The 22,343-nt window shown below is 65.2% G+C and carries 20 protein-coding genes; 7 read left to right on the top strand and 13 right to left on the bottom strand.

The features are described 5' to 3' along the window. From SE91_RS19455 to SE91_RS19400, 12 genes are all read right to left on the bottom strand, one after another. On the bottom strand, positions 1 to 875 hold an 875-nt coding region (locus SE91_RS19455), incomplete at its 3' end, for a class I adenylate-forming enzyme family protein (protein WP_197489487.1). A 504-nt stretch (positions 876 to 1,379) separates the two neighbouring features. Beyond that, positions 1,380 to 1,667 (bottom strand): YciI family protein, encoded by a 288-nt coding sequence (locus SE91_RS19450; RefSeq protein WP_061848728.1) that lies wholly within the window; start codon positions 1,665 to 1,667, stop codon positions 1,380 to 1,382. 71 nt (positions 1,668 to 1,738) lie between these two features. Further along, entirely contained in the window at positions 1,739 to 2,713 is a 975-nt protein-coding gene (locus SE91_RS19445) for a sugar ABC transporter substrate-binding protein (protein ID WP_061848727.1), read from the bottom strand. Between the two features lie 42 nt (positions 2,714 to 2,755). Continuing rightward, a complete protein-coding gene (locus tag SE91_RS19440) occupies positions 2,756 to 3,733 on the bottom strand; it encodes an ABC transporter permease (RefSeq protein ID WP_061848726.1) in 978 nt (325 codons plus the stop codon). Next, complete coding sequence (locus SE91_RS19435) at positions 3,730 to 4,680, bottom strand: ABC transporter permease (protein WP_061848725.1); 951 nt, start codon at positions 4,678 to 4,680, stop codon at positions 3,730 to 3,732. Before SE91_RS19435 ends, SE91_RS19440 begins: the two co-directional genes overlap by 4 nt. Then, entirely contained in the window at positions 4,673 to 6,196 is a 1,524-nt protein-coding gene (locus SE91_RS19430; RefSeq protein ID WP_061848724.1) for a sugar ABC transporter ATP-binding protein, read from the bottom strand. The genes SE91_RS19435 and SE91_RS19430 overlap by 8 nt, the downstream gene beginning before the upstream one ends. A gap of 10 nt (positions 6,197 to 6,206) precedes the next feature. Further along, positions 6,207 to 7,601, bottom strand: coding sequence for an FAD-linked oxidase C-terminal domain-containing protein (locus tag SE91_RS19425; protein ID WP_061848723.1), 1,395 nt, complete (start codon positions 7,599 to 7,601; stop codon positions 6,207 to 6,209). A gap of 55 nt (positions 7,602 to 7,656) precedes the next feature. Next, entirely contained in the window at positions 7,657 to 8,541 is an 885-nt protein-coding gene (locus SE91_RS19420) for an intradiol ring-cleavage dioxygenase (RefSeq protein WP_061848722.1), read from the bottom strand. Between the two features lie 15 nt (positions 8,542 to 8,556). After that, positions 8,557 to 9,459: an NAD(P)-dependent oxidoreductase gene (locus tag SE91_RS19415; RefSeq protein WP_061848721.1), complete on the bottom strand. Its 903-nt coding sequence runs from the start codon at positions 9,457 to 9,459 to the stop codon at positions 8,557 to 8,559. Between the two features lie 21 nt (positions 9,460 to 9,480). Continuing rightward, positions 9,481 to 10,848 carry an amidohydrolase family protein gene (locus SE91_RS19410; protein WP_061848720.1) on the bottom strand — a complete coding sequence of 456 codons (1,368 nt, stop codon included), beginning with the start codon at positions 10,846 to 10,848 and terminating at the stop codon, positions 9,481 to 9,483. A gap of 4 nt (positions 10,849 to 10,852) precedes the next feature. Continuing rightward, on the bottom strand, positions 10,853 to 11,932 hold the full coding sequence (locus tag SE91_RS19405; protein WP_061848719.1) for a maleylacetate reductase: 1,080 nt from the start codon (positions 11,930 to 11,932) through the stop codon (positions 10,853 to 10,855). After that, entirely contained in the window at positions 11,929 to 12,252 is a 324-nt protein-coding gene (locus tag SE91_RS19400; RefSeq protein ID WP_061848718.1) for a Dabb family protein, read from the bottom strand. The genes SE91_RS19405 and SE91_RS19400 overlap by 4 nt, the downstream gene beginning before the upstream one ends. A 107-nt stretch (positions 12,253 to 12,359) precedes the next feature. On the opposite strand from SE91_RS19400, the gene SE91_RS19395 reads away from it, so the two are divergent. The 7 genes from SE91_RS19395 (at position 12,360) to SE91_RS19365 (ending at position 20,815) form a co-directional block, all read left to right on the top strand. Further along, positions 12,360 to 13,283: a LysR family transcriptional regulator gene (locus SE91_RS19395; protein ID WP_061848717.1), complete on the top strand. Its 924-nt coding sequence runs from the start codon at positions 12,360 to 12,362 to the stop codon at positions 13,281 to 13,283. 12 nt (positions 13,284 to 13,295) lie between these two features. Further along, positions 13,296 to 14,741, top strand: coding sequence for a xylulokinase (gene xylB / locus SE91_RS19390; protein WP_061848716.1), 1,446 nt, complete (start codon positions 13,296 to 13,298; stop codon positions 14,739 to 14,741). Positions 14,742 to 14,871: 130 nt separating this feature from the next. Then, on the top strand, positions 14,872 to 16,395 hold the full coding sequence (locus tag SE91_RS19385) for a sugar ABC transporter ATP-binding protein (protein WP_061848715.1): 1,524 nt from the start codon (positions 14,872 to 14,874) through the stop codon (positions 16,393 to 16,395). After that, entirely contained in the window at positions 16,388 to 17,425 is a 1,038-nt protein-coding gene (locus tag SE91_RS19380; protein WP_061848714.1) for an ABC transporter permease subunit, read from the top strand. The genes SE91_RS19385 and SE91_RS19380 overlap by 8 nt, the downstream gene beginning before the upstream one ends. Before the next feature lie 84 nt (positions 17,426 to 17,509). After that, positions 17,510 to 18,457, top strand: a complete 948-nt coding sequence (locus SE91_RS19375) for an ABC transporter substrate-binding protein (protein ID WP_061848713.1) — start codon at positions 17,510 to 17,512, stop codon at positions 18,455 to 18,457. 164 nt (positions 18,458 to 18,621) lie between these two features. Further along, positions 18,622 to 19,089 (top strand): MarR family winged helix-turn-helix transcriptional regulator, encoded by a 468-nt coding sequence (locus SE91_RS19370; protein ID WP_008554528.1) that lies wholly within the window; start codon positions 18,622 to 18,624, stop codon positions 19,087 to 19,089. Positions 19,090 to 19,135: 46 nt separating this feature from the next. Beyond that, the gene (locus SE91_RS19365; protein WP_061851207.1) at positions 19,136 to 20,815 is read left to right on the top strand and encodes an FAD-dependent oxidoreductase; all 1,680 of its coding nucleotides are present in this window, start codon (positions 19,136 to 19,138) and stop codon (positions 20,813 to 20,815) included. Here SE91_RS19365 and SE91_RS19360 read toward each other — a convergent pair. Further along, a complete protein-coding gene (locus SE91_RS19360; RefSeq protein ID WP_061848712.1) occupies positions 20,793 to 22,337 on the bottom strand; it encodes a glucosamine inositolphosphorylceramide transferase family protein in 1,545 nt (514 codons plus the stop codon). The genes SE91_RS19365 and SE91_RS19360 overlap by 23 nt on opposite strands. Between the last annotated feature and the right edge of the window lie 6 nt (positions 22,338 to 22,343).

Raw genomic sequence — 22,343 nt, 5'->3', positions numbered from 1 at the left:
ACGCCGGACACGCCGTTGATTCGCTCGCGCTCGATCAGCTCGAGCGCCGCTTCCGCATTCCATTTGTACATCAGCACGATCTTCGAGCCGTTCGCCAGGGCCGGGATCATGATCGAGTGGCAGCCCGTGACGTGGAAAAACGGGACCGGAAGCAGAACCGCCTTCTGCGCCTCCGGCGGTGCAGGCAGAGGATCGCCGCGCCGGATCGCAGCGCGTGCGCCCGAGAACGTGATGTTCACGAGGTTGCACATGATGTTGCGATGCGTGCCCAGCGCGCCTTTGGAGCGGCCGGTGGTTCCCGACGTGTAGAGGATGGTCGCGTCGTCGTCGGGATGGATGTTCCGGTCGGGCGGAGCCCGGTCCGGCAGGGTGCCGTATTGCGACGGCGCCCCGATCAGATCCTCCAGCGCGGTCGCTTCGCCCAGAGTTTCCGGCGCAGCTCGTACCGCGATCAGGGCGGCGGCGTGATCGGCCATGAGCGGCTTGAGGCGCGCCAGCCTCTCGCCGTCGACGACGGCGATGCTCGCGCCGGAGTCGCGCAGGCCGTAAGCAAGATCCTCCCCGGTTCCCCAGGCATTGAGCGGCACCGCGATGGCGCCGATGATCGTTGCCGCCCAGAACGCGATCGGCCATTCCGGAAAATTCCGCATGGCAATGGCCACGCGGTCCCCCTTCTTCACGCCGTAATCTTCGGCCAACCGCCGCGCCAGCGCGGATGCCGCGCGATAGTGTTCGGTGAAGGAGAGCCGCTCGTTCTCGAAGACGATGAAGGTGCGATCACCCCACGTCTTGCTAGCCTCGAAGATCGTGCGGAGGTCGCGGTGGGCTTTTTTGTAAACCCGGACGGGACGACCAGCGACGTCGATCGTTTCCATCTCGAACGGCGCGCCCGGAGCTGTGAGGATGCGGTAGGTTTCGTCGAGCGAGACCGCCGGCCATTCGGGTCGCCCGCTTGTCACGAGAGAAACCTGCGAGGCGAGATCACGAGTGACGGCATGCGCTTCCCTCCGCTGAACACGGCTTGTCAAGCACCGAGCATTGTTGGCGCGACGCAATCCTCGTCGCGCGCCAAAAGCTTGGGTGATACGGAAGAGTCTGACTTGCGCTGACCTGCTGGCGAGCCCTCACCAAAGCGGGAGGGGTGATATGCAGCCGGCGGCTAGTGAGCGTGGACGCACGCCGACGCCGTCCGTCGCAACGGCGGGTGTTCTTGCATCAAGCCTGAATGAAGACGCGCAGGACTGGCAATCCTGCGACGATGCCATGATGCCGCTGTTTTGCCCGACGGGTCAAAGCTGACTGAGTCGGAAATTCGTAAGTTAAAACAACCCCATTCTACTGTGCATGGGGTTGTTTTCGCACTTTTGATGTGGCCGGCTTCAACCCTGCCGGCGCAGGAAGCCCGTGATCGTCACTTTTTCCCAGATCCCCGCTGCGGCAAAGGGATCGGCGCGGTTGAAGGCCTCGACCTCATTGCGGCCGGGCGCTTCGATCAGGAACAGGCTGCCGATCATCGTCCCGCCATCGTCGGACACGAGCGGGCCGGACATCACGATCTTGACGCCGAAGCGCGAGGTGTCGCTCAGGAAGGACTTGTGGGCGTCGTAATTGGCGAGCCGGGTCGGCAGCGCCCCGGCGCGGTCGACGGCGTGAATGGCGAACAGCATGGTGTCTCCGTGTCTTGCTTCAATTGTTGGGACGGCCGCAGGCGCGGCCGTCCGGTTTCGTGATGATCGGTTTATTTCGCGCTGAGCTTGCCGGCGTCCTCGAAGGTCGGGCAGGTCCGCTGCTCCAGCGGCACGTCGAACGGCTGGTAGTTGTCCTTGGTGATGACGGTCGGCTTCAGCACGATCTCGCTGATGACCGGCTGGCCCCGCAAGGAGCGGATCGCCATCATGGTGCCGAGGCAGCCTTGCGCGAAGCCGTTGTAGTCGCCGCTCGCGAGCAGCTTGCCTGATTTGATCGCGTCGATCGCCTCCTTGGTGCCGTTGATGCCGATCACCTGCGCCTTGCGGTTGGCGCCGTCGAGCGCCTCGATCGCGCCGACTGCCATGGCGTCGTTGGCGGCGAGCACGCCGTCGATCTGCGAATTCGACTGCATCAAATTCTCCATCACCTGGAGCGCCTGGAGCCGCTGGTAATTGCCGGGCTGCGAGGCCAGCAGCTTGGCGCCGGGAGCCTCCTTCAGCGCGTCGTTGAAGCCGCGGACGCGGTCGACATTGGTCAGCGAGCCCTTGACGCCCTCGATGATCACGATGTTGCCCTTGCCGCCCAGCGACTTGAGCAGGAAGCGCGCGGTCTCCAGGCCAAGGCTGTAATCGTCGGCGCCGACAAAGGACAGGAACTTGCCGCCGGCCGAACGGTCGGTGATGTTGACGACGGGGATCTTGGCTTCGTTGATCTTCTCGACGCCCGGCACCATTGCCTTGTAGTCGACCGGCGTGAACACGATCGCGCTCGGCTTCTTCACCACGACGTCCTCGATCTGGCTGAGCTGTTCGGGGATCGAGTCCGGCTTGGTCGGGATGTACTGCAGCGTCTTCGCGTTCAACGTCTTCGCCATGTTGTCGGCGCCGACCCGCACCGTCTGGAAGAAGGGGTTGGTCTGGTTCTTGGTGAAGACGGCGATGGTCTCGCCGTCCGCATGTGCTTGCGTGGTGAACGCAGCCGCCATCAGCAGCGGCAGCGTCATATAGCCCAGTTTCCGTTTCATGTTGCCTCCATCCCTCATTTTGCTTGTTGGAACCTCAAGAACTCATTGCGTGCGGCGGCGGGTCTTCATGTCGAGCCAGACCGCGAGGATGACGATGACGCCGGTGACGAGCGGCTGCCAGTTGGCGCTGACCGAGAGCAGGTTCATGCCGTTCAGCACCAAGGTCAGGATCAGCGCGCCGATGAACGTGCCGAACACGGTGCCGACGCCGCCGAACAGCGAGGTGCCGCCGATCAGCACGGCCGCGATTGCGGGCAGCGTCAGGCTCTCGCCGATATCGGCCTCGGCCGAATTGAGCCGCGACAGGAAGATGATCGAGGCCAGTCCCGCCATGGTGCCGGACACCGTGTAGACCAGCAGCAGGCGGCGCGCGACCGGAATGCCGGAGAGCCGCGCCGCGACCGGATTGGCGCCGATGGCATAGATCTCCTGCCCCCAGATCGTGCGTTGCGCGAAGAACGTGCCGATCCCGAGGAACACCAGCAGCAGATAGACCGGGATCGGCAGGCCGAACAGATAGCCGCTGCCGATCTGGCGGAAGCCGGTGGGGAAGCCGTGCAGGGTCTCGCCCGCCATGTACCAATAGGTGAGGCCGTTCAGCACCCAGAGCATGCCGTAGGTGGCGATGAAGGAGGGGATGCGGAGTGCGGTGACCATGATGCCGTTGAGCAGGCCAACGATGCCGCCGCAGGCAAGCCCGGTGAGGATGCCGAGGGCCGGCGAGCCGGTCTTGTGGATCACGGTGCCGGCGATACAGGCGGAGAGGGCAACATTGGCGCCGACGGAGAGATCGAGGCCTGCGGTCAGCACCACCAGCGTCAGGCCGGAGGCGATGAAGAAGGTCAGGCTCGCTTGCCGCAGCACGTTGAGGATGTTGCCGAGGCTCAGGAAGGAATCGCTGAGCACGGCGAGGACCGCGCAGATCAGGAGCGCTGCAAGCAGCCGGTAGAACAGCTGGATCGCGTCCTGCGACAGGAAGGAGCGGGGCGGCGCAATGGCGTCCTTGGTGATGTCGGTCATGCGCGGCTCCTGAGGCCGTCGAGGAACAGGGCGAGGATGACGAGCACGCCGACGCTCGCGACCTGCACGGAGGATGGCAGCGAGATCAGGTTCAGCCCGTTGCGCAGCACGCCGACGGAAAGGACGCCGAGCAGCGTGCCGAGCAGCCAGCCATTGCCGCGCTCGAACGAGGTGCCGCCGACCGCGACGGCCGCGATGGCGTCGAACTCGAGCCCGAGGCCGGCGGTTGGGTGGCCGGAGTTCATCCGCGCCGTCATCAACAGACCGGCGATGCCGGCCATGGCGCCGCCGATCGCGTAGACCGCGATCAGCAGCTTGTTCGGTGAGAGACCGGCATAGCGTAGCGCCTCGCGGTTGCCGCCGAGCGCGAAGATGTAGGTGCCGAAGCGGGTGTGATAGAGCAGGCCGTGGAACACCGCATAGGTCACCACCGCCATCACGATCGGAACGGGGATGCCCAGAAGCGTCGCCGAGTAGATGTCGCGCACGCTGTGGGGGATGCCGACCACGCTCTGGCCGTCGCTGACGATCAGCGACAGGCCCTGCGCCATGCCGAGCGTGCCGAGCGTCGCGACGAAGGGCGGGATGCCGACGATCGCGACCAGCCAGCCGTTGGCGACTCCGAAGGCCGTGCCGACCAGCAGGCCAACCCCCAGACCCAGCAACATCGAGTGGGTCGCGAGCGACACGATCGCGACGCAGAGCGAGGTCAGCGTCAGCACCGCGCCCATCGACAGGTCCAGCCCCTCGGTCATGATGATCAGCGTCATCGGCAGCGCGAGCATGGTCAGGATGGTCGACTGCACCAGCACGTTGGAGAGGTTGGCGACCGACAGGAAGCCGGGCGCGATCACGCCGAACAGCGCGATCAGCAGCACCAGCACCATGGCAACGCCGGGAATGCGCTGCAGCGGATTGGGCTGTGAAACAACCGCGGCTTCACGCATGATGCATCCCCAGTCGCACGATGTTCTCCTCGGTCAGTTCGTTGCGTGTCAGGTGCCCGGCGATGCGCCCTTCGCGCATCACATAGGCGCGGTCGCAGACATGGCAGATCTCGACCTGCTCGGACGAGATCATCAAGGCGGCCGCCCCCTCCGCGACGAGGCGGTCGATCAGCGCGAAGATCTCGGACTTGGCGCCGATGTCGATGCCGCGCGTCGGCTCGTCGAAGATGAAGAGCTTTGAGCCGGCCGCGAGCCATTTGCCGATCACGACCTTCTGCTGGTTTCCGCCCGAGAGCAGGCCGACGGTCTGGCGCGCGCTCGGTGTCGCGATCCTCAATTGCCGGATCAGGCCGTCGGATGTGCGCAGCGCAGCACGCTGGTCGAACATGCCGCTGGGGAACAGCTTTCGAAGCGCGGACACCACGAGATTATCGCTGACCGAGCGTAGCAGCGCGAGCCCTTCGCTCTTGCGGCTTTCCGGGATCAGCGCGATGCCTCTGCGGGCGGCGAGATCCGGCTCGCCGGAAATGCTCTTGCCGTCGAAGATGATCTCACCTGACGTCACGGGATCGGCGCCGAAGATGGCGCGCGCGACCTCGCTGCGGCCGGAGCCGACCAGGCCGCACAGGCCGACGATCTCGCCCCGGCGCACCTCGATGTTGATGTCGGAGATGCCGGTCGAGGCGCTCAGGCCCTTGACCTCGAGCAGCACCTCGCCCGGCTTGTCGGCAAAACTGCGCGGATAGGTCATGTCGACGTTGCGGCCGACCATCATGCGCACAAGCTGGTCCGGCGTGACCTCGGCGGGCCGCACGCCGTCGATGCGGCGGCCGTCGCGCAGCACGGTGATACGGTCGCCGATTGCGAACACCTCGGCCATGCGGTGCGAGATGTAGACGATGGAAACGCCGTCCGCCTTCAGCCGCCCGATTAGCGCGAACAGGAGCTCGGTCTCGCGGTCCGACAGCGCCGCGGTCGGCTCGTCCATGACGAGGATGCGGGCGTTCTGGCTGATCGCTTTCGCGATCTCGACCATCTGCTGCTGTGCGACGCCGAGCTTGTCGACGGTGGTGGAGGGATCGATGTCGAAGCCGATGCTGTCGAGCACGCGTTTGGCCTCGGTCAATATCCTGCGGCGGTCGATAGTGCCGGGAATGCGGCCCTTCGGCTCGCGCCCCAAGAAGATGTTCTGGGCGATGTCGAGATAGGGGACCAGAGAGAATTCCTGGAAGATCACGGCGATGCCGAGCTTCTGCGCATCGACGGTCGAGGAGATCACGACCTTCTCGCCCTTGTGGTAGAACTCGCCGGCGTCGGCGCGGTAGGCGCCGCACAGCACCTTCATCAGGCTCGACTTGCCGGCGCCGTTCTCGCCCAGCAGCATGTGGACCTCGCCGGGGTAGACGGCAAAGGACACGTCGTCCAGCGCCTTGACGCCGGGAAACTCCTTGCTGATGCCGCGCAGCTCCAGCAGCGGTGTGGGCGAGGTGACCTCGATCGGAAGCGCGTCGCTCATGACTTGTTGCTCATGTCTTGGCTCCGCTGGCAAAGATCTTGCCGGGGTTCATCAGTCCATTCGGATCGAGCGCGGTCTTGATGGACCGCATCACATCGACGGTCTCGCCGAGCTCATCGGTGAGATAATCGATCTTGCCGAGCCCGATGCCGTGCTCGCCGGTGCAGGTGCCGTCCATGGCAATGGCGCGGGCAACCATGCGGGCTTGCAGCGCCTTGGCGCCTTCGGCTTCCTCGGGCCTAGCCGGATCGATCAGGATCAGCATGTGGAAATTGCCGTCGCCGACATGGCCGACGATCGGTGCGGTAAAGCCGTGCTCGTCCGCGTCGCGCCGCGTCTCGGTCAGGCATTCCGCCAGCCGCGAGATCGGTACGCAGACATCGGTGATCACGGCGCGCGCGCCGGGCCGCAGACCGAGGCCGGCATAGAGCGTGTTGTCGCGGGCGTGCCAGAGCCGGCTGCGATCTTCCGGCGCCTTTGCCCAGGCAAAGCCGTGACCGCCATGGTCGGCAGCAATCGCCTGCGCGGCCTCGGCCTGCTCGGCGACCGAGCTTTCGGAGCCATGAAATTCGAAGAACAGAGTGGGGGCCTCGCGATAGCCGAGCTTGGCGTAGGCGTTGATGCCGCGCATCATGACGTCGTCGAGCAGTTCGATGCGCGCGACGGGGATCGCGGACTGGATCACGGAGATCGCGGTATCAACGGCATCGTGCAGAGTGTCGAAGCTGCAGACCGCGGCCGAGATCGCCTGCGGTACCGGATGCACCTTCAGCGTGATCTCCGTGATGATTCCGAGCGTTCCCTCCGCGCCGACGAACATGCGCGTCAGGTCGTAGCCGGCAGCCGACTTGCGCGCGCGTTTGGCGGTGCGGATGACGCGGCCGTCGGCCAGCACCACCTCGAGGGCCATCACGTTGTCCTTCATGGTGCCGTAGCGCACCGCCATCGTGCCGGAGGCGCGGGTCGAGGTCATGCCGCCGATCGAAGCGTCGGCGCCGGGGTCGATCGGAAAGAACAGCCCGGTGTTGCGCAGCTCCGCATTGAGCTGCTTGCGCGTGATGCCGGGCTGCACCACCACGTCCATGTCGCTGTCGTGCACCGCGAGCACCTTGTTCATGCGCGCGAAGTCGAAGCAGACGCCGCCTGCGACCGCGGCCGCATTGCCTTCGAGCGAGGTGCCGGCACCGAACGGGACGATCGGCATGCCGGCGCCGGCGCAGAGCTTGACGATCTCGGCGACCTCCTGCGTGGTCTCAGGGAAGACTACGATGTCGGGCGGCAGGCTCTGATAATGCGACTCGCTCTGCCCATGCTGATCGAGCACGCCGCGCGCAACGCTCGCGCGCGAACCGATCATGCCGGTGAGGCGCTCGGCCAATATGCCCGTGCTGACCCGCGGTCCCATCCTCAGCTCCTGTCTGCTCCCTGTTGCCGGACTCTTGTTTGGTCCGTCGTTCAGCTTAAGCGGCTCTCGCGTTGCTCGCGAGCTGCTTCAGGCCGAAATCGTAGTTGAGATGAAAATACGCGCTGTCCACCATGCGACCATCCGGCGCACGGCCGGCGGGATGACGGACGAACTCGCGGATCAGGCTGTCCTTGACGCCGAACACCACGTCGCTGTCGAGATATTGGTCGCCCGCAACGAACACGTGCGTCACGAGCTGCTCAAAACCGGGCGCTGAAATCATGAAGTGCACATGGGCCGGGCGCCAGGGATGGCGGCCCTGCACCTCCAGCATCTCGCCGACCGGGCCGTCATGCGGGATGGGATAGGCCGCGGGCTTGATCGACCAGAAATGGAAACGGCCATTGGCATCGGTGTGGAAGCGGGCGCGCATCGCGAGATCGCCGATGGCGTCGAGCTGCTGCACGTCGTAATAGCCGTCATCGTCGGAATGCCAGACGTCGACGATGGCACCCGCCAGCGGCTTGCCGTCGACGGTCGAGACCGAGCCGGTGACAAGCATCGGATCGCCTTCCATCGGCCCGGAGATGTCAGCGCCGCTGTCCTTCTCCGGCGCGGCCTGGACGAAGAACGGGCCGAGCACCGTGGTCTCGGTCGCGCCTTCTGGCACCGGGTGATTGATTGCGTCGACCAGCATGGAGACGCCGAGCGTGTCCGACAGCAGGATGAACTCCTGGCGCTTGTCGTTGCACATGTGGCCGGTGCGGGTGAGGAAGTCGATGCCGTATTCCCATTCCTTCTGGGTCGGCCGCACCTCGCGGACGAAAGCGTGGAGGTGACGCACCAGCGCCTCGCTGACCTCCTTGATCCGCGGATCGGTTGCGCCCGCGATCCGCTCCAATACGGCGTCTGTGATCGTGTTCTCGTTGAAGTTACGCATGGAGGCCTCCGTTGATCACAGCTTCGGCTCGCCAAGGCCGGACAGCCGTTCGAGATGCTTGACGGTCGCGATGAAGTCGGTCTCGCCGTCGCCTTGTGCGACCAGCGAGCCATAGGTCTCGCGCACTTGCGCCGCGAGCTGCAGCGGCACGCCGACGGCATGGCCGGCACCCAGGATCAGGTCGAGATCCTTCGCCATCTGCTTGCAGGAGAAGGTTGACTCGAAATCGCGGGTCCGCAGCGGCGCGGTCTTGTACTTCACCATCGGCGAGGCGACTGCGCTGTCGTCGAGCACCTTCAGGATGTCCTGCCAGGCAATGCCGCCCTTGCGCGCCAGCGCCAGACTCTCAGCCATCATCGCCGCCGATACCGCGATCATCAGGTTGACCGAGAGTTTTGCGTAGCGCGCTTCCTCGGCCGGCCCGAGATAGGTCTGGGCGCGGGTGAAGGCGGCGAACAGCGGCTTTGCCTTTTCAAAGGCGTCCTTCGGCCCCGAGACGAAGCAGGTCAGCGCGCCCGTGTGCACGATGCTGGCATTGCCGGAGACCGGCGAGCGAAGATAGGCGATGCCGCGTGCCTGTGCGGCGGCTGCGACCTCGGTCGAAGCCTCGACGCTCACGGTGCTGGTCTCGATGAGAACAGCACCGGGCGCCATCGCGGCGATGATGCCGGTCGGGCCGAGCAGCGCGCTGCGCAAGGCGGCATCGTCGGGCAGGGATGTGACGACCGCCGCCTTGCCGCTCACGGCTTCGGCCGGGGATTTTGCAATCGCAATGCCTTGCGTACGTGCCTCGCTGATCCGCGCCGCGCTCTGGTCGAACGCGGTGACGGAATAACCGGCCTTGGCGACGAGCACCGACATCGGGAGACCCATCTTGCCGATCCCGACGAAAGCAACATTGTTCGAAGCGTCAGTCATTGTTCTTGTCCATTGGCGCCGTCAGGCAGCGCGTCCCTGTCGTTCGATGTCTTGCACCAGCCGCTGGCCGGATTGTGCCAGAAGCTGCTTCTTGGCCTCCAGCCCGTCAACCAGCAGCCGGCCATCGCGCTTCTTCCAGGCGCCGCCGATCATGACGGCCTCGATATTGGCAAGGCTCGTCTGCATCACGACGGTCGCGACGGGATCATGCACGGGAAAGAGGTTGAGGTCCGAGGCGTTGATGATGACGAGGTCGGCGAGCTTGCCCGGCGTCAGCGAGCCGATCTGATGCTCGCGGCCGAGCATGCGCGCGCCTTCCGTGGTGATCCAGCGCAGCGCCTCGCGGACGGGAATCGTGGTCGTTGCCGGGATGGTGCCGTTGGTCTTGCGCGACTCCGCATTGTCGAGCGCCCGCTGCATCGAGAGCGCGACGCGAGCGGCGGAGAAGAGATCGCCCGCCAGCACGGATTCCAGATCAATCCCGATCGTCGGCCGCACGCCGCGCGCCACGAGGCGTCCGGTGATCGGGAAGCCGTGGCCCTGGATCATTTCGTTCTCAGGCGTCACCGAGAAGGACACGCCGAGATCGACCATCCGGTCCAGGAGATCATCGGGCAGATCATTGCCATGGACGATGTTGATGCCATTGCCGACCAGGCCAGCCTCGATCAGCTTGTCCCAGCCGCCGGGTGTCTTGGCCGGCCCGCCGCCCTGATGCATTGATGCGATCAGCTTGAGCTCCCGCGCCAGGCGGAAATCGTGCATGGCGACGTCGAGCGTCGAGTAATGCGGGCCGAGGATGGCGAGTCCCAGCGTGACGAGACCATCGCCGTCGGCGAGCGGACCTGCGAGCAGCCGTTCGACCTCGCGGCGCGGATGCGGCACTTCCGAGAAATGCGGCTCGGCCGGCTTCGGCTCGGGTTTTGGCGAGCCGTGGAAGAAGGCGGCGCGGATGCCGCTATCGATCAGGCCGCGCACGGCAGCGTCGGTGTGATCAGGCGTCGGGTTGTTGTGGCACCAGTCAACCAGGGTGGTAGTGCCGCAATTGATCTGGTTCAGCGCGCCGACCAGCGTCGCGATGTGGATGTCCTCGGGCCGGAACACGGTCGCAAGCCCGGCATGCATGCGGCGGAAATATTCCAGCAGAGTCCAATTGGCGGCGTAGCCGCGCAAGCCCGTCTGCCAGGTGTGCATGTGTGCGTTGATGAGGCCGGGGATGACGATGCGTCCCGTGCCATCGATGATCTCCGCCTCGCCGCTGCCGAGGTCGATCGATGGGCGCACGTCAACGATACGATTTCCCTCGACCAGCACGTCGCCGGTACGGAGGTCGCCGATCGCGTCATCCATGCTGATGACGGTCGCGGATCTGATCAGCGTGCGCCGCATCGTCTCAAGCCGCAGCTTTGATGGTAACAGGCGGCTCCCCGGCCCAGGCGCGTGCAATCAAGTCGCGAATGGCATTCCGGTCGAGCGCGCGCGGATTCCAGTAGGCATTCGTCACGGCAAGATCGGCCGCCTTGTCGATACCGCTTTCGGGCATGCCGACGTCGCGCAGCGCGAGTTTCGCGCCCAGCCGCTTTGCGAGGTCAAAAAGTCCCTGCGACGCATCGGCCGCGCCGATCGCGCGCGAGATGCGCGCCATCGCATCGGGCACGGCCGGCGCGTTGTAGGCCAGCGCATGCGGCAGCACGATGGTGTGGGTTTCGGCGTGCGGCAGGTCGAAGGTGCCGCCGAGCGTGTGGCAGAGCTTGTGATGCAGCGCCATGCCGACCGTACCTAGGCAGACACCGCACAGCCAGGCGCCATACAGCGCTTCGGTGCGGGCCTCGCGGTCGTCGGCCTTGGCCGCGATCGCGGGGAGGGCGCGCGCGAGCGCGCGGATGCCTTCTTCCGCCATCAGCGACGTCACCGGATTGGTGTCACGCGCGTAGAGCGCCTCGACCGCATGGGCGATCGCGTTGATGCCGGATGTCGCGGCAAGGCCCGGCGGCAGCGTCAGGGTGAGGTCGACATCATAGATCACGGTCTCCGGCAGGATCGCTGCGTCTCGCACCGTGGTCTTCAGGCCGTTCTCGGTCTGGCCGACGATCGGGGTCATCTCCGAGCCGGCATAGGTGGTGGGGATGCAGAGCTGGTTGATCCCGGTGCGCAAGGCCAGCGCCTTGCCGAGGCCCGTGGTCGAGCCGCCGCCGAGCGAGACGACGCAGTCGGCCTCGCACGCCGTCATCGCGGCGAGCGCACGTTCCGTGACCTCGACTGGCGTGTGCATGGTGGCGCCCGGAAAGATGCCGGCATAGAGCGGACCGAGCGCCGCACCCAGGCTCTTGCCCTGCGCCTCCTGCTGCGGCGTCGTCAGCACCAGCGCGCGCTTGCCGCCGAGCCGCTCGACTTCAGCCTTGGCGGAGGCCAGCGTTCCGCCGCCGAACACGACGCGGCAAGGCAGGTTTTCAAAGGTGAACGAACCGATCATGCGCCGGTCTCTTTGATGGGATAATCGACCTGAAAGCGCCCGATCCGCAAGTCGCCCAGCGCCTCGCGCACGCGCAGATGTTCCGGATGGTTGGCGTAGGCGGCCAGGGCCGCCTGGTCGGTGAATTCGGAAAACAAGACCACGTCGCAGGCGTAATCGACCGCGCTGACGTCCATGCCGACTTCGATATGGGTGAGGCCGTCGATCCGGCCCTTGAGGCCCTCGAACAGGGTCTTGACCTTGACCCGGGCGGCGGAGCGCTCCTCGGGGCTCTCCCCGCGCAGCCGCCACATCACGATGTGCCTGATCGGGCCCGACATTTCCTGATTTCCTCGCCTGCAATTGTGCTTTGTTGGTGCCATTTTGCCTTGCAGAAATCGGAAATAAAGGTCAAAATTTGTAAGTCTCTTTTCCTAATTTTGCAAAAATGGACCGGCTGCTCCAACTCGAGGTCTTCTCCAAAACCGCTGAGCTCGGCAGCCTTTCCAAAGCGGCCGAAATTCTGCGGATGTCGAACGCGGCCGCGAGCCGTCACCTCAGCGCGCTGGAGGAGCGGCTTGCGGTCCGGCTGATCGAGCGCAACACGCGCCGGCAATGGCTGACCGAAGCAGGACAGGAATTGCTGCAGCGCTGCAGCACGCTCCTGAACGAGCTCGCCGAAGCCGAGGACGCCGTCTCCGACCGCGCGCTGTCGCCGAAGGGCATGCTGCGCGTGACGAGCTCGCTGTCCTTCGCGATGATCTATCTCGCGCCGATGCTGCCCGCATTCCGCGCGCTCTATCCTGATCTCAGCGTGCAGATCATCAGCGCGAACCGCTATCTGGACTTCATCGAAGCCGGCATCGACGTCGCGATCCGCACAAGGGAGCACGAGCCGGATTCAAACATCGTCGTCCGCCGCATCGGCCAGATGCATCGTGTGCTCGCGGCAGCTCCGTCATATCTGGAGAAGCACGGCCGGCCCGAACATCCGGCCGATCTCGCGCGCCACAACATGCTGATCTACAACCTTGCCAACGATCCCTATTCGCTGCGGCTGAGCAAGGGCAGCACGACGCAGACGGTGCGGATCGCGCCGACGCTCGACAGCAATGACGGCCAGATCATCTGCGGTGCGGCGCGCGCGGGGCTCGGCATTTTGATCCAGCCGCTGTACATCGTGCAGAGCGATATCGCGGCCGGGCGGCTGGTGCCCGTCCTCAACGGCTGGGAGCTGCCGCTGCTCACCATGAACATCGCCTATCAGAACCGCGTCAGGCTGCCCGCCAAGATCAGGGTATTCTCCGACTTCCTGGTCAGCCACATCCGCGAGCATTCGCAGCCCGGAATCTGGATCGACGCGGCGAAGTGAGCGGGAGGATCCATGTATCTCGGCATCGATCTCGGCACCTCTGCGGTCAAGACCATCCTCGTCGACGATGCCCAGCGCGTCATTGCAAGCGAGAGCCGGCCGATCGCGACCGTCTCGCCGCAATCGGGCTATTCCGAGCAGGACCCCGCGCAGTGGATCGATGCGACCTTTGCCACCCTGGATGCCCTGAAGGCGTCGCATGCCGGCGCGCTCGCGGCCGTCAAAGGCATCGGACTGTCCGGCCAGATGCATGGCGCCACGCTGCTTGATGCGAGCCTGAGGCCGTTGCGGCCCTGCATTCTCTGGAACGACGGACGCGCTGCTGCCGAGTGCCGCGTCCTGGAGCAGCGGTGGCCCACCTTGCGGGCGACGACGGGCAACAAGGCGATGCCGGGCTTCACCGCGCCGAAGCTGTTGTGGATCGCAGCGCACGAGCCTGAGATATTTGCGGCGACGAAGCTCGTTCTGTTGCCTAAGGCTTATCTGCGCCTGGTGCTATCAGGCGAAGTCATCGAGGACGTCTCCGATGCATCGGGCTCGCTCTGGCTCGACGTGGCGCGCCGGGACTGGTCGGACGCGGCACTGGCGGCGACCGGCCTGTCGCGTGATCACATGCCTCGTCTGGTCGAGGGATGTGCGCCCGCAACGACATTGCGCAGCGAGCTCGCGCGGCGCTGGGGCATGACCGGAGAGCCAGTGATCGCGGGCGGCGCCGGCGACAATCCGGCGGGCGCCATCGGCATCGGTGCGATCCGGCCGGGAGCTGCGTTCGTGTCGCTGGGAACCTCAGGTGCCATCATGGCACCGACCAACGCGATCGCCGCCAACCCGGACCGCGCGGTGCACACCTTCTGCCACGCCATTCCCGGCATGTGGATTCAGGCCGGCGCGATCCTCTCGGCGGCCTCGTGCCTCGCCTGGGCCGCGCGTCTGTTCGGCATCAGCGAGGCCGAACTGCTGGCGCCGCTTGGATCGCGTCCGCACGGACCGTCGCCCGTGAGCTTCCTGCCTTATCTCGCCGGTGAGCGCACCCCGCACGACGATCCCGACGTGCGCGGCATGCTCGATGGCTTGAGCCATGGCACAGATCGCGCGGCGATCGTGCAGGCGGTCCTCGAGGGTGTCGCCTTCGCGCTGGCCGATTGCCGCGATGCGCTCGCGGATGCCGGTATTGCGATTACGGAAGCTGACGTCATCGGCGGTGGTTCGCGGTCTCCGTTCTGGCTCGCGGTGCTAGCGAACGTGCTGAATGTTCGGATCCGTCGCTTCGCCGGAGGTGAAACTGGCGCGGCGTTCGGTGCGGCGAGATTGGGGCGGCTTGCTGTCACCGGTGAGGCGATCACGGCCGTGTGCACACGACCGCAGCGCATCGAGTCGTTCGAACCTGACACTGGGCTGACCGATGCTTATGCCGAACGCCTTCGCGCATGGCGCGAACTGTATCGGCCGCGCCACTAGCCTCGCCCCGACGTTGCATTCCCGCGTATTCGGTATTGCCCTGTCCTGCGACGTTTTGTTTAATGCGTGAGCCGCGCTGACACGAAGATCGAGACGCGGGTGGGAAACGCATTGTGCGCCGGGAGGCACGATGAACGATCCGATCCTCGAGATGCGTGGGGTCTCAAAGTCCTTCTTCGGCATCAAGGCGCTGCGCTCAGTCGATCTCACGGTCTATGCCGGCGAAATCCATGCCTTGATGGGTGAGAACGGCGCCGGAAAATCGACGCTGATGAAGATCCTGTCCGGCGCCTACAGGCCTGATCCCGGCGGCGAGATCCGCATTGAGGGCAGGGTGGCGCAGATCGAAGGGCCGCTCGGCGGGCGCGCCGCCGGGATCTCCATCATCTACCAGGAACTGTCGCTGGCTCCCAATCTCAGCGTAGCCGAGAATATTTACCTGGGACGGGAGATGTCGCGATCAGGTTTTCTGGCGCGCGGCGCCATGCGCGAGGGCGTCGGCCCGATCCTGAAACGGCTGGGCGCAGACTTCCTGCCATCGACGCTGGTGGCGCATCTTTCCATGGGCCAGCGGCAACTGGTCGAGATCGCGCGTGCGCTGCACGCGAGATCGAAGATCCTGATCATGGATGAGCCGACCACGTCGTTGTCGGCCGCGGAAAGCGAGCGGCTGTTCACGCTGATCCGCCAGCTCCGCTCCGAGGGACTGGCCATCATCTACATCTCGCATCGCATGGATGAGGTCTACGCGCTCGGCGACCGTGTCACCGTGCTGCGCGACGGCCGGCTGGTCGGCTCGCTCGACAAGCCCGACATCCGCGCCGACACCATCGTGCGGCTGATGGTCGGGCGTGATGTCTCATCGTTCTACAAGAAGGATCACGATCCGGAGGCGGGGCGGGGGCATCCCGTGCTCGCGGCGATCGACATCGCCGATGGCCAGCGCGTCAAGGGTTGCTCGCTTACCGTGCATGCAGGTGAGGTGGTGGGTATCGCCGGCCTGATCGGCGCCGGCCGCACCGAGCTTGCGCATCTCGTCATCGGCGCTACGCCGCGAACGTCAGGCCATCTCGAACTCGAGGGGCGTCCGATCGACATCCGTAGCCCCGGTGCGGCACTCGAGGCCGGCATCGCCTATCTGACCGAGGACAGGAAGGCGCTCGGCCTGTTTCTCGACATGTCATGTCTGGACAACATCAATCTGGCCGTGCTCGCGCGCGATGCGAAGCTCGGCTGGTTCCTGGACCGCGACAAGGCGCGCGAGCGGGCCGACCGGGCGTTCGCGGGGCTCAGCATCCGCGCTGCCAATGTCGGCGTCCCCGCCGGTGGACTGTCCGGCGGCAACCAGCAGAAGGTGCTGTTGTCGCGGCTCCTCGCCATCGGGCCGAAGGTCCTGATCCTCGACGAGCCAACGCGCGGCGTCGACGTCGGCGCCAAGTCCGAGATCTATTCGATCATCGACAATCTGGCCAAGGCTGGCACCGCGATCCTCGTGATCTCGTCCGATCTGCCCGAGATCATCGGCATATGCGACCGCGTCCTCGTGATGCGTGCCGGGCGCATCGCCGGTGAGGTGACGCGCGGCTCCAATGCGCCCCTGACACAAGAAGACATCATGGCGCTTGCCACCGGGATGGAGCAACTCGATGCCTGAGAATGGTGCTTCGGAGGTCCAGCCCGCCCCGACGACGAACGGTGCTGCCGCTGAGACAAGGCGCCAGCGGGTGAGGGTGCTGATCAGCGCGCTCGGCATGCTGCCGGTGCTGCTGATCCTCTGCATCGGCTTCCATCTATTATCCGAGGGACGCTTCTTCACCGGACAAAATCTCGGCATCGTGTTGCAGCAAGCCGCGGTGAACACAGTGCTCGCCGCAGGGATGACCTTCGTCATCCTCACCGGCGGCATCGACCTCTCGGTCGGCTCGATCCTGGCGGCCTCCGCGATGGCGGGGTTGACGCTGTCCAAGCTGCCGGAGCTCGGGATGCTGTGGCTGCCAGCGGCGCTGCTGACGGGCCTCGGCTTCGGGATCGTCAATGGCGCGCTGATTGCGCTGCTCCGCCTGCCGCCTTTCATCGTCACGCTCGGCTCTCTCACGGCGGTTCGCGGTCTGGCACGGCTGCTCGGGGCGGACACCACCGTGTTCAATCCATCCATTCCCTACGCCTTCATCGGCAACGGCTCGCTGACGCTCATCCCCGGCATCGCCTCGGTCCCGTGGCTCTCAGTGATCGCCTTGCTGGTCATCCTGGTCTCGTGGCTGGTGCTGCGCCGGACCGTGCTCGGTGTGCATATCTATGCAGTGGGCGGCAATGAAAGCGCGGCGCGGCTTGCCGGCATCAAGGTCTGGGCGGTGCTGATCTTCGTCTACGGCATCTCCGGACTTTTCGCCGGGCTCGGCGGCGCCATGCAGGCGGCGCGGCTCTACGCGGCCAACGGCCTCCAGCTCGGTCAGTCCTATGAGCTCGACGCGATCACCGCCGTGATCCTCGGCGGTACCTCCTTCGTCGGCGGCATCGGCTCGATCTGGGGCACGCTGGTCGGAGCGCTCATCATCGCCGTGCTCTCGAACGGCCTCATCCTCATCGGTGTCTCCGACATCTGGCAATATGTGATCAAGGGCCTGGTTATCATCGGTGCCGTGGCGCTGGACCGCTACCGGCTGCAAGGCTCCGCCAGAACCTAAGGCTCCGCCAGAACCTGATGCGAAGTTCCGTTGCGGCAACTGGTCTGCCGCGCCGGGGACGAAGACAGACCAGGGAGGAAGTCCATGTTGAAGACGATCATGCTTACCGGCGCCGCCATGGCGCTTGCCCTAAGCACCGCGCCAGCCTTCGCCAAGGAGCTCAAATCGATCGGCGTCTCGCTGGGATCGATGGGCAACCCGTTCTTCGTCGCGCTGTCGAAGGGCGCCGAGTTCGAGGCCAAGAAGACCAATCCCAATGTGAAGATCACGACCGTCGGCTTCGAATACGACCTCGGCAAGCAGGTCACCCAGATCGACAATTTCATTGCTGCCGGCGTTGACCTGATCCTGCTCAATCCGGGTGATCCCAAGGCGATCGGGCCGGCGATCAAGAAGGCGCAGGCAGCGGGCATTGTCGTCGTCGCGGTCGACACTGCGGCCGAAGGCGCCGACGCCACCGTGACCACGAACAACGTCCAGGCGGGCGAGATCTCCTGCCAGTACATCGTCGACAAACTGGGAGGGAAGGGCGACGTCATCATCGAGAACGGGCCGCAGGTCTCCGCCGTGATTGACCGGGTCGTCGGCTGCAAGAATGTGCTCTCGAAGAATCCCGGCATCAAGGTGCTGTCCAGCGATCAGGACGGCAAGGGCTCGCGCGAGGGCGGTCTCACCGTCGCGCAGGGCTATCTCACCCGCTTCCCCAAGATCGACGCCATCTTCGCCATCAACGATCCGCAGGCGATCGGCACCGATCTTGCGGCGCGCCAGCAGAACCGCACCGGCATCGTCATCACGGCGGTCGACGGCGCGCCCGACATCGAGGCTGCGCTGAAGGATCCGCAATCGCCGCAGATCCAGGCCTCGGCTTCGCAGGATCCGTTCTTCATGGCGCGGCGGGCCGTTCAGGTCGGTGTCGGCATTCTCAATGGCCAGAAACCGGCCTCGACGGTCGAACTCCTGCCCTCCAAGCTCGTGACCAGGGACAACGTCGCCGAGTACAAGGGCTGGACGTCGGATCGTTCTCAGTAGATCGCCGCCACGTAGCGGTAACGCCTAGATGCGCGATGACGGGCGGCGTCTTGATCGACGCCGTCCGCCAACTCATGTGCGATGATCGGTCATGCGAACGTCGCCGGCCTGCCTCTTGTGTTAGCTTGGCGCGATCTCGATCGCTCGATTCGGAAGCATAGCTCGTGAAGGCAAGAACATCCGGGACCGCGTGGCGGCACGCCAATGTCGGCCGCCTGCTCAACAACGCGGTGCGGCGTTTCGAGGGCCGCGTGCTCGAACTGATGAGCGAGCGTGGCCACGACGAAACGCGCATCGCGCATGTCGGCCTCACGCGCAATCTCGACGTGGAGGGCACGCGGCTCACCGAGCTTGCCCGCCGCGCCTCCATGAGCAAGCAAGCGATGGGCGAGCTGGTCGACCAATGCGCCGAGCTCGGTCTCGTCGATCGCGTCGCCGATCCGACCGACCGGCGCGCGCGCATCGTCATGTTCACCCCGGCCGGGCGCAAATGGCTCGATGCCTTCCGCGATGCGGTCGACATTGCTGAGCAGGAGATGCGCGCAGAGCTCGGCAAGGCCACGATGGATGCGATTCTGAAAGGGCTCGCGGTCTACGGCGCGGAGTTCGACACGTTGGATGATGCCGATTAGTCAGGCGGCTTGACGATTTCGTCAGGCAACCTTACCATGCACGATGATGCTGGTAGGGAGAAGCGTCTTGGAGACACGTCTGACGGCCGCGGTGCTCATCGTGGGCGGGGGCCCCTGCGGACTGATGCTGGCCAACGAGCTCGGCCGGCGCGGCGTGTCCGCGATCCTGGTCGATGAAAAACCCGGCACGGCGTTCAATCCGCAGGCCAATGCGACGCAGGCGCGCTCGATGGAGCATTACCGCCGGATGGGCTTTGCCGACGAGATCAGGCGGGAGGGCTTGCCTGCGGACTATCCGACCGACGTTGCGTATTTCACGCGTTACGCAGGTTATGAGCTGGCGCGGTTCGCGCTGCCGTCATCGTCGCGGGCAGGTGAGCTCGTCAAGGGCCTTTCAGGCTCCTGGAGTGCCGCGGAGCTGCCGCATCGGGTCTCGCAGAAATATGTCGAAGCGGTGCTACGCCGCCACGCCGAACGGCTGCCCGGCATCAAGCTGAATTATGGCCATAGGCTCATCGGTTACGTCGAAAGCGATGCCGGCATCGTCGGCGACATCGAGCGTCTCGACGATGGCAGTCGCTTTCAGGTCCGGGCCGACTTCCTGGTTGGCGCCGACGGGCCGCGTTCGATGGTTCGTCAATCGCTCGGCATCACCTATGGAGGTGAGACCGGGATGCAGCGCGATTTCATGGGCGGTCGCATGCTGGCGGTCTATGTCCGCTCGCCCGATTTCTACGCCAGCATCCCACACGCCAAGGCGTGGATGTACAATTGCTTCAACGGCGATCGCCGCGCCTTCATGGCATCGGTGAACGGGCGCGACGAATTCGCGTTCCACACCCAGCTCCGGCCGGGCGAAGACGAAAGTACGATCACGGTCAACGAGGCCAAGGCCGCATTCCAGCGCGCCTGCGGAGCGCCGATCGATTGCGAGGTGTTGTCGTTCCTGACCTGGACCGCTGGCCACGCGCTGGTCGCGAACGGAATGCAGCGTGGCAGGGTCTTCCTCGGCGGCGATGCCGCGCATCTGTTCACGCCGACGGGAGGGCTCGGCTATAACACCGCGATCGAGGACGCGGTCAATCTCGGCTGGAAGCTCGCAAGCGTCGTCAAGGGCGTCAGCCCGGTCGCGCTGCTCGACAGCTACGAGATCGAGCGGCGTCCGGCAGCGCTTCGCAACACGGATTATGCGCGGCGCTTTGCCGACTCCCTCGGCCTGTTCGCGCCCGCGCCGGAGATCGAGGATGCGACGGACGAGGGCGATGAGGCACGGCGGATTGCGGGTGCCTATCTCGAACGGCACGCGCGCGCCGAATTCAACATTCCAGGCGTCACGTTCGGCGGACGTTATGACGGCTCGCCGATCATCATCTCCGATGGCAGCCAGCCGCCGCCCGACGCTGCGAACGTCTATGTCCCGAGTGCTTGCCCCGGCGGCCGCGCACCGCATGCGTGGCTTGAAGGCGGCGTGTCCCTGTATGACCTGTTCGGGTTCGAGTGGACCCTGCTTCAGTTCGGCGACGTCGAAACGGCTGACGCGGCAGTCGCTGACGCCGTCCGCATGCTCGGGGTCGACGTGAAGCTCGTCACGCTGCCGGAATCCATGCGCGATGTTTACGAGGCGGATCTTGCTTTGATACGCCCCGACCAGATCGTGGCCTGGCGCGGCGGCGCGTCACAAGCCGGCACGATTGGAGGCGTCCTTAGCCGCGCCATCGGACAGTAGAAGGATTGGCGTGCGCACGTAACACGGCCGACGGAGACTTGCTCGCGAAGGCGCTGGTCTTGGGTTGTACACGCGACCCGTCGATCACCTCGAGCCGGCCGCAGCGGTTCAGCGTATGCAGCTTCCGGCCGGGCCATGCCGGTCCGGGCTTGATGGCGTGGCGGACGACCTGCCTGAATGTCGTCGGCGACAGTTCGACGATTTCCGCCAGCGCAAGCGCTGCGCCGTAGCCGTCGGCACAATTCTGAACTGGGCGCCACAATTTGCTATCGATGGTGACGAAATTTCCAGCTGGTCGTGTGGTCGCACGATCGATCAGGACCGGATTGCTGGCGTGGGGCAACCAGGGGCCGAGGAGGTGGTCGGCGTAATAGATCGCCAGCGAATCCGAATAGCCGCCCGTTCCGTCGCGCCAGGCTCCAAACAGATAGTGCAGGCCGTTGTGCCGGGTGATCGTGGCATCGGCGAGCTCGAGGCCGGACAGGAGCGTGGTGTGCCGCTCCCACTTGTCCGGAAAGCGAACGCATTTGTAGAGCGCGACGTCGCCATGGGTCGAGCTCTCCGGGATCATCCACAACGCGCCATCGTCCTCGATCAGGAACGGATAGGAGAGATGCCAGGGCTCCTCCAGCACCGGCACAACATCGCCCACCGGGCCTGCATCGTTGAACTCGATCGCAGAAATGGTGCCTTTTCCAACCCGGTGATCGAGATCCTCGAAGAAGACGAAAGTCTGCCCCTGCCATGTGATGGGAAACGGATCGGCGTAGAAGCGATGGCCGGGATCGCCGAGGACATTCCAGCCTGGTCCTGACAGATTTCCGCTTTGCCAGACGCCTGGGCCGTCATTGAAGCGCCATCCGATATGCCAATGCGGGGCATAGCAGCAGAGCCGATAGATCTCCTTGGCAATCGATACGGCGAGGCCGCGCGCGACATATGCCGCCGGGTGGCGGCCGGTGCCGTCTCCGGCTGGACGCGCCAAGTGGGGCACGATGCGCGGGCGCCCCGACAGGATGGCCGCCACCATGGTGAGGGTTCGCGCCATGACGGTTTCGAGCGCGCCGCTGAGGCCGGCTGCGATCTCTCCGGAAGGGTGACCGCGATCGAGGACGGCACCATCGAAGTCGTTGACGATCTCGATCACCGGAAGATCACCGGCGAGAATGGCGGCGAACGCAGCGTTTTCACCTGCGGTTCCATTGAAAAATGGGCGCAGATACAGCCGAGCAGGACATTTGGGATCCCGGGCGCCGCCGGTGAAATCGACGACCACGTCGGGCGTGCCGGTGCGCGCCGGCGTGCGGTCCGGGATGATGTTCAGCTTGCCGGCGCCGTTGCGTTTGCCCTTGTGCAACACCAGGCGTTCGAGTTCGAACAGTGCGTCCAGGCCGCCGGGGCGTGGCTGCGCCGTCGCCGTCCAAGCAATCTGAACAGGGACATCCTTGCCGTCGACCGACAGCGTCTCGCGGTCCATCCATCGCCGCGCATGCTCACGTTCACAGCGAAACTCGATGATCATGTCGAG

The organism is Bradyrhizobium sp. DOA1 (assembly GCF_001593325.1).
Classification (GTDB): domain Bacteria; phylum Pseudomonadota; class Alphaproteobacteria; order Rhizobiales; family Xanthobacteraceae; genus Bradyrhizobium.
Note: the sequence above shows the minus strand (reverse complement) of the source record. Positions and strands in the feature narration are given on the sequence as shown.

Coding starts and splice junctions, on each gene's coding strand:
- SE91_RS19385 (WP_061848715.1), top strand. CDS start 14,872: ATGAACGATCCGATCCTCGAGATGCGTGGGGTCTCAAAGTCCTTCTTC.
- SE91_RS19375 (WP_061848713.1), top strand. CDS start 17,510: ATGTTGAAGACGATCATGCTTACCGGCGCCGCCATGGCGCTTGCCCTA.
- xylB (WP_061848716.1), top strand. CDS start 13,296: ATGTATCTCGGCATCGATCTCGGCACCTCTGCGGTCAAGACCATCCTC.
- SE91_RS19380 (WP_061848714.1), top strand. CDS start 16,388: ATGCCTGAGAATGGTGCTTCGGAGGTCCAGCCCGCCCCGACGACGAAC.
- SE91_RS19440 (WP_061848726.1), bottom strand. CDS start 3,733: ATGACCGACATCACCAAGGACGCCATTGCGCCGCCCCGCTCCTTCCTG.
- SE91_RS19430 (WP_061848724.1), bottom strand. CDS start 6,196: ATGAGCGACGCGCTTCCGATCGAGGTCACCTCGCCCACACCGCTGCTG.
- SE91_RS19435 (WP_061848725.1), bottom strand. CDS start 4,680: ATGCGTGAAGCCGCGGTTGTTTCACAGCCCAATCCGCTGCAGCGCATT.
- SE91_RS19420 (WP_061848722.1), bottom strand. CDS start 8,541: ATGCGTAACTTCAACGAGAACACGATCACAGACGCCGTATTGGAGCGG.
- SE91_RS19400 (WP_061848718.1), bottom strand. CDS start 12,252: ATGTCGGGCCCGATCAGGCACATCGTGATGTGGCGGCTGCGCGGGGAG.
- SE91_RS19410 (WP_061848720.1), bottom strand. CDS start 10,848: ATGCGGCGCACGCTGATCAGATCCGCGACCGTCATCAGCATGGATGAC.
- SE91_RS19425 (WP_061848723.1), bottom strand. CDS start 7,601: ATGGGACCGCGGGTCAGCACGGGCATATTGGCCGAGCGCCTCACCGGC.
- SE91_RS19405 (WP_061848719.1), bottom strand. CDS start 11,932: ATGATCGGTTCGTTCACCTTTGAAAACCTGCCTTGCCGCGTCGTGTTC.
- SE91_RS19450 (WP_061848728.1), bottom strand. CDS start 1,667: ATGCTGTTCGCCATTCACGCCGTCGACCGCGCCGGGGCGCTGCCGACC.
- SE91_RS19395 (WP_061848717.1), top strand. CDS start 12,360: ATGGACCGGCTGCTCCAACTCGAGGTCTTCTCCAAAACCGCTGAGCTC.
- SE91_RS19365 (WP_061851207.1), top strand. CDS start 19,136: ATGCTGGTAGGGAGAAGCGTCTTGGAGACACGTCTGACGGCCGCGGTG.
- SE91_RS19445 (WP_061848727.1), bottom strand. CDS start 2,713: ATGAAACGGAAACTGGGCTATATGACGCTGCCGCTGCTGATGGCGGCT.
- SE91_RS19360 (WP_061848712.1), bottom strand. CDS start 22,337: ATGATCATCGAGTTTCGCTGTGAACGTGAGCATGCGCGGCGATGGATG.
- SE91_RS19415 (WP_061848721.1), bottom strand. CDS start 9,459: ATGACTGACGCTTCGAACAATGTTGCTTTCGTCGGGATCGGCAAGATG.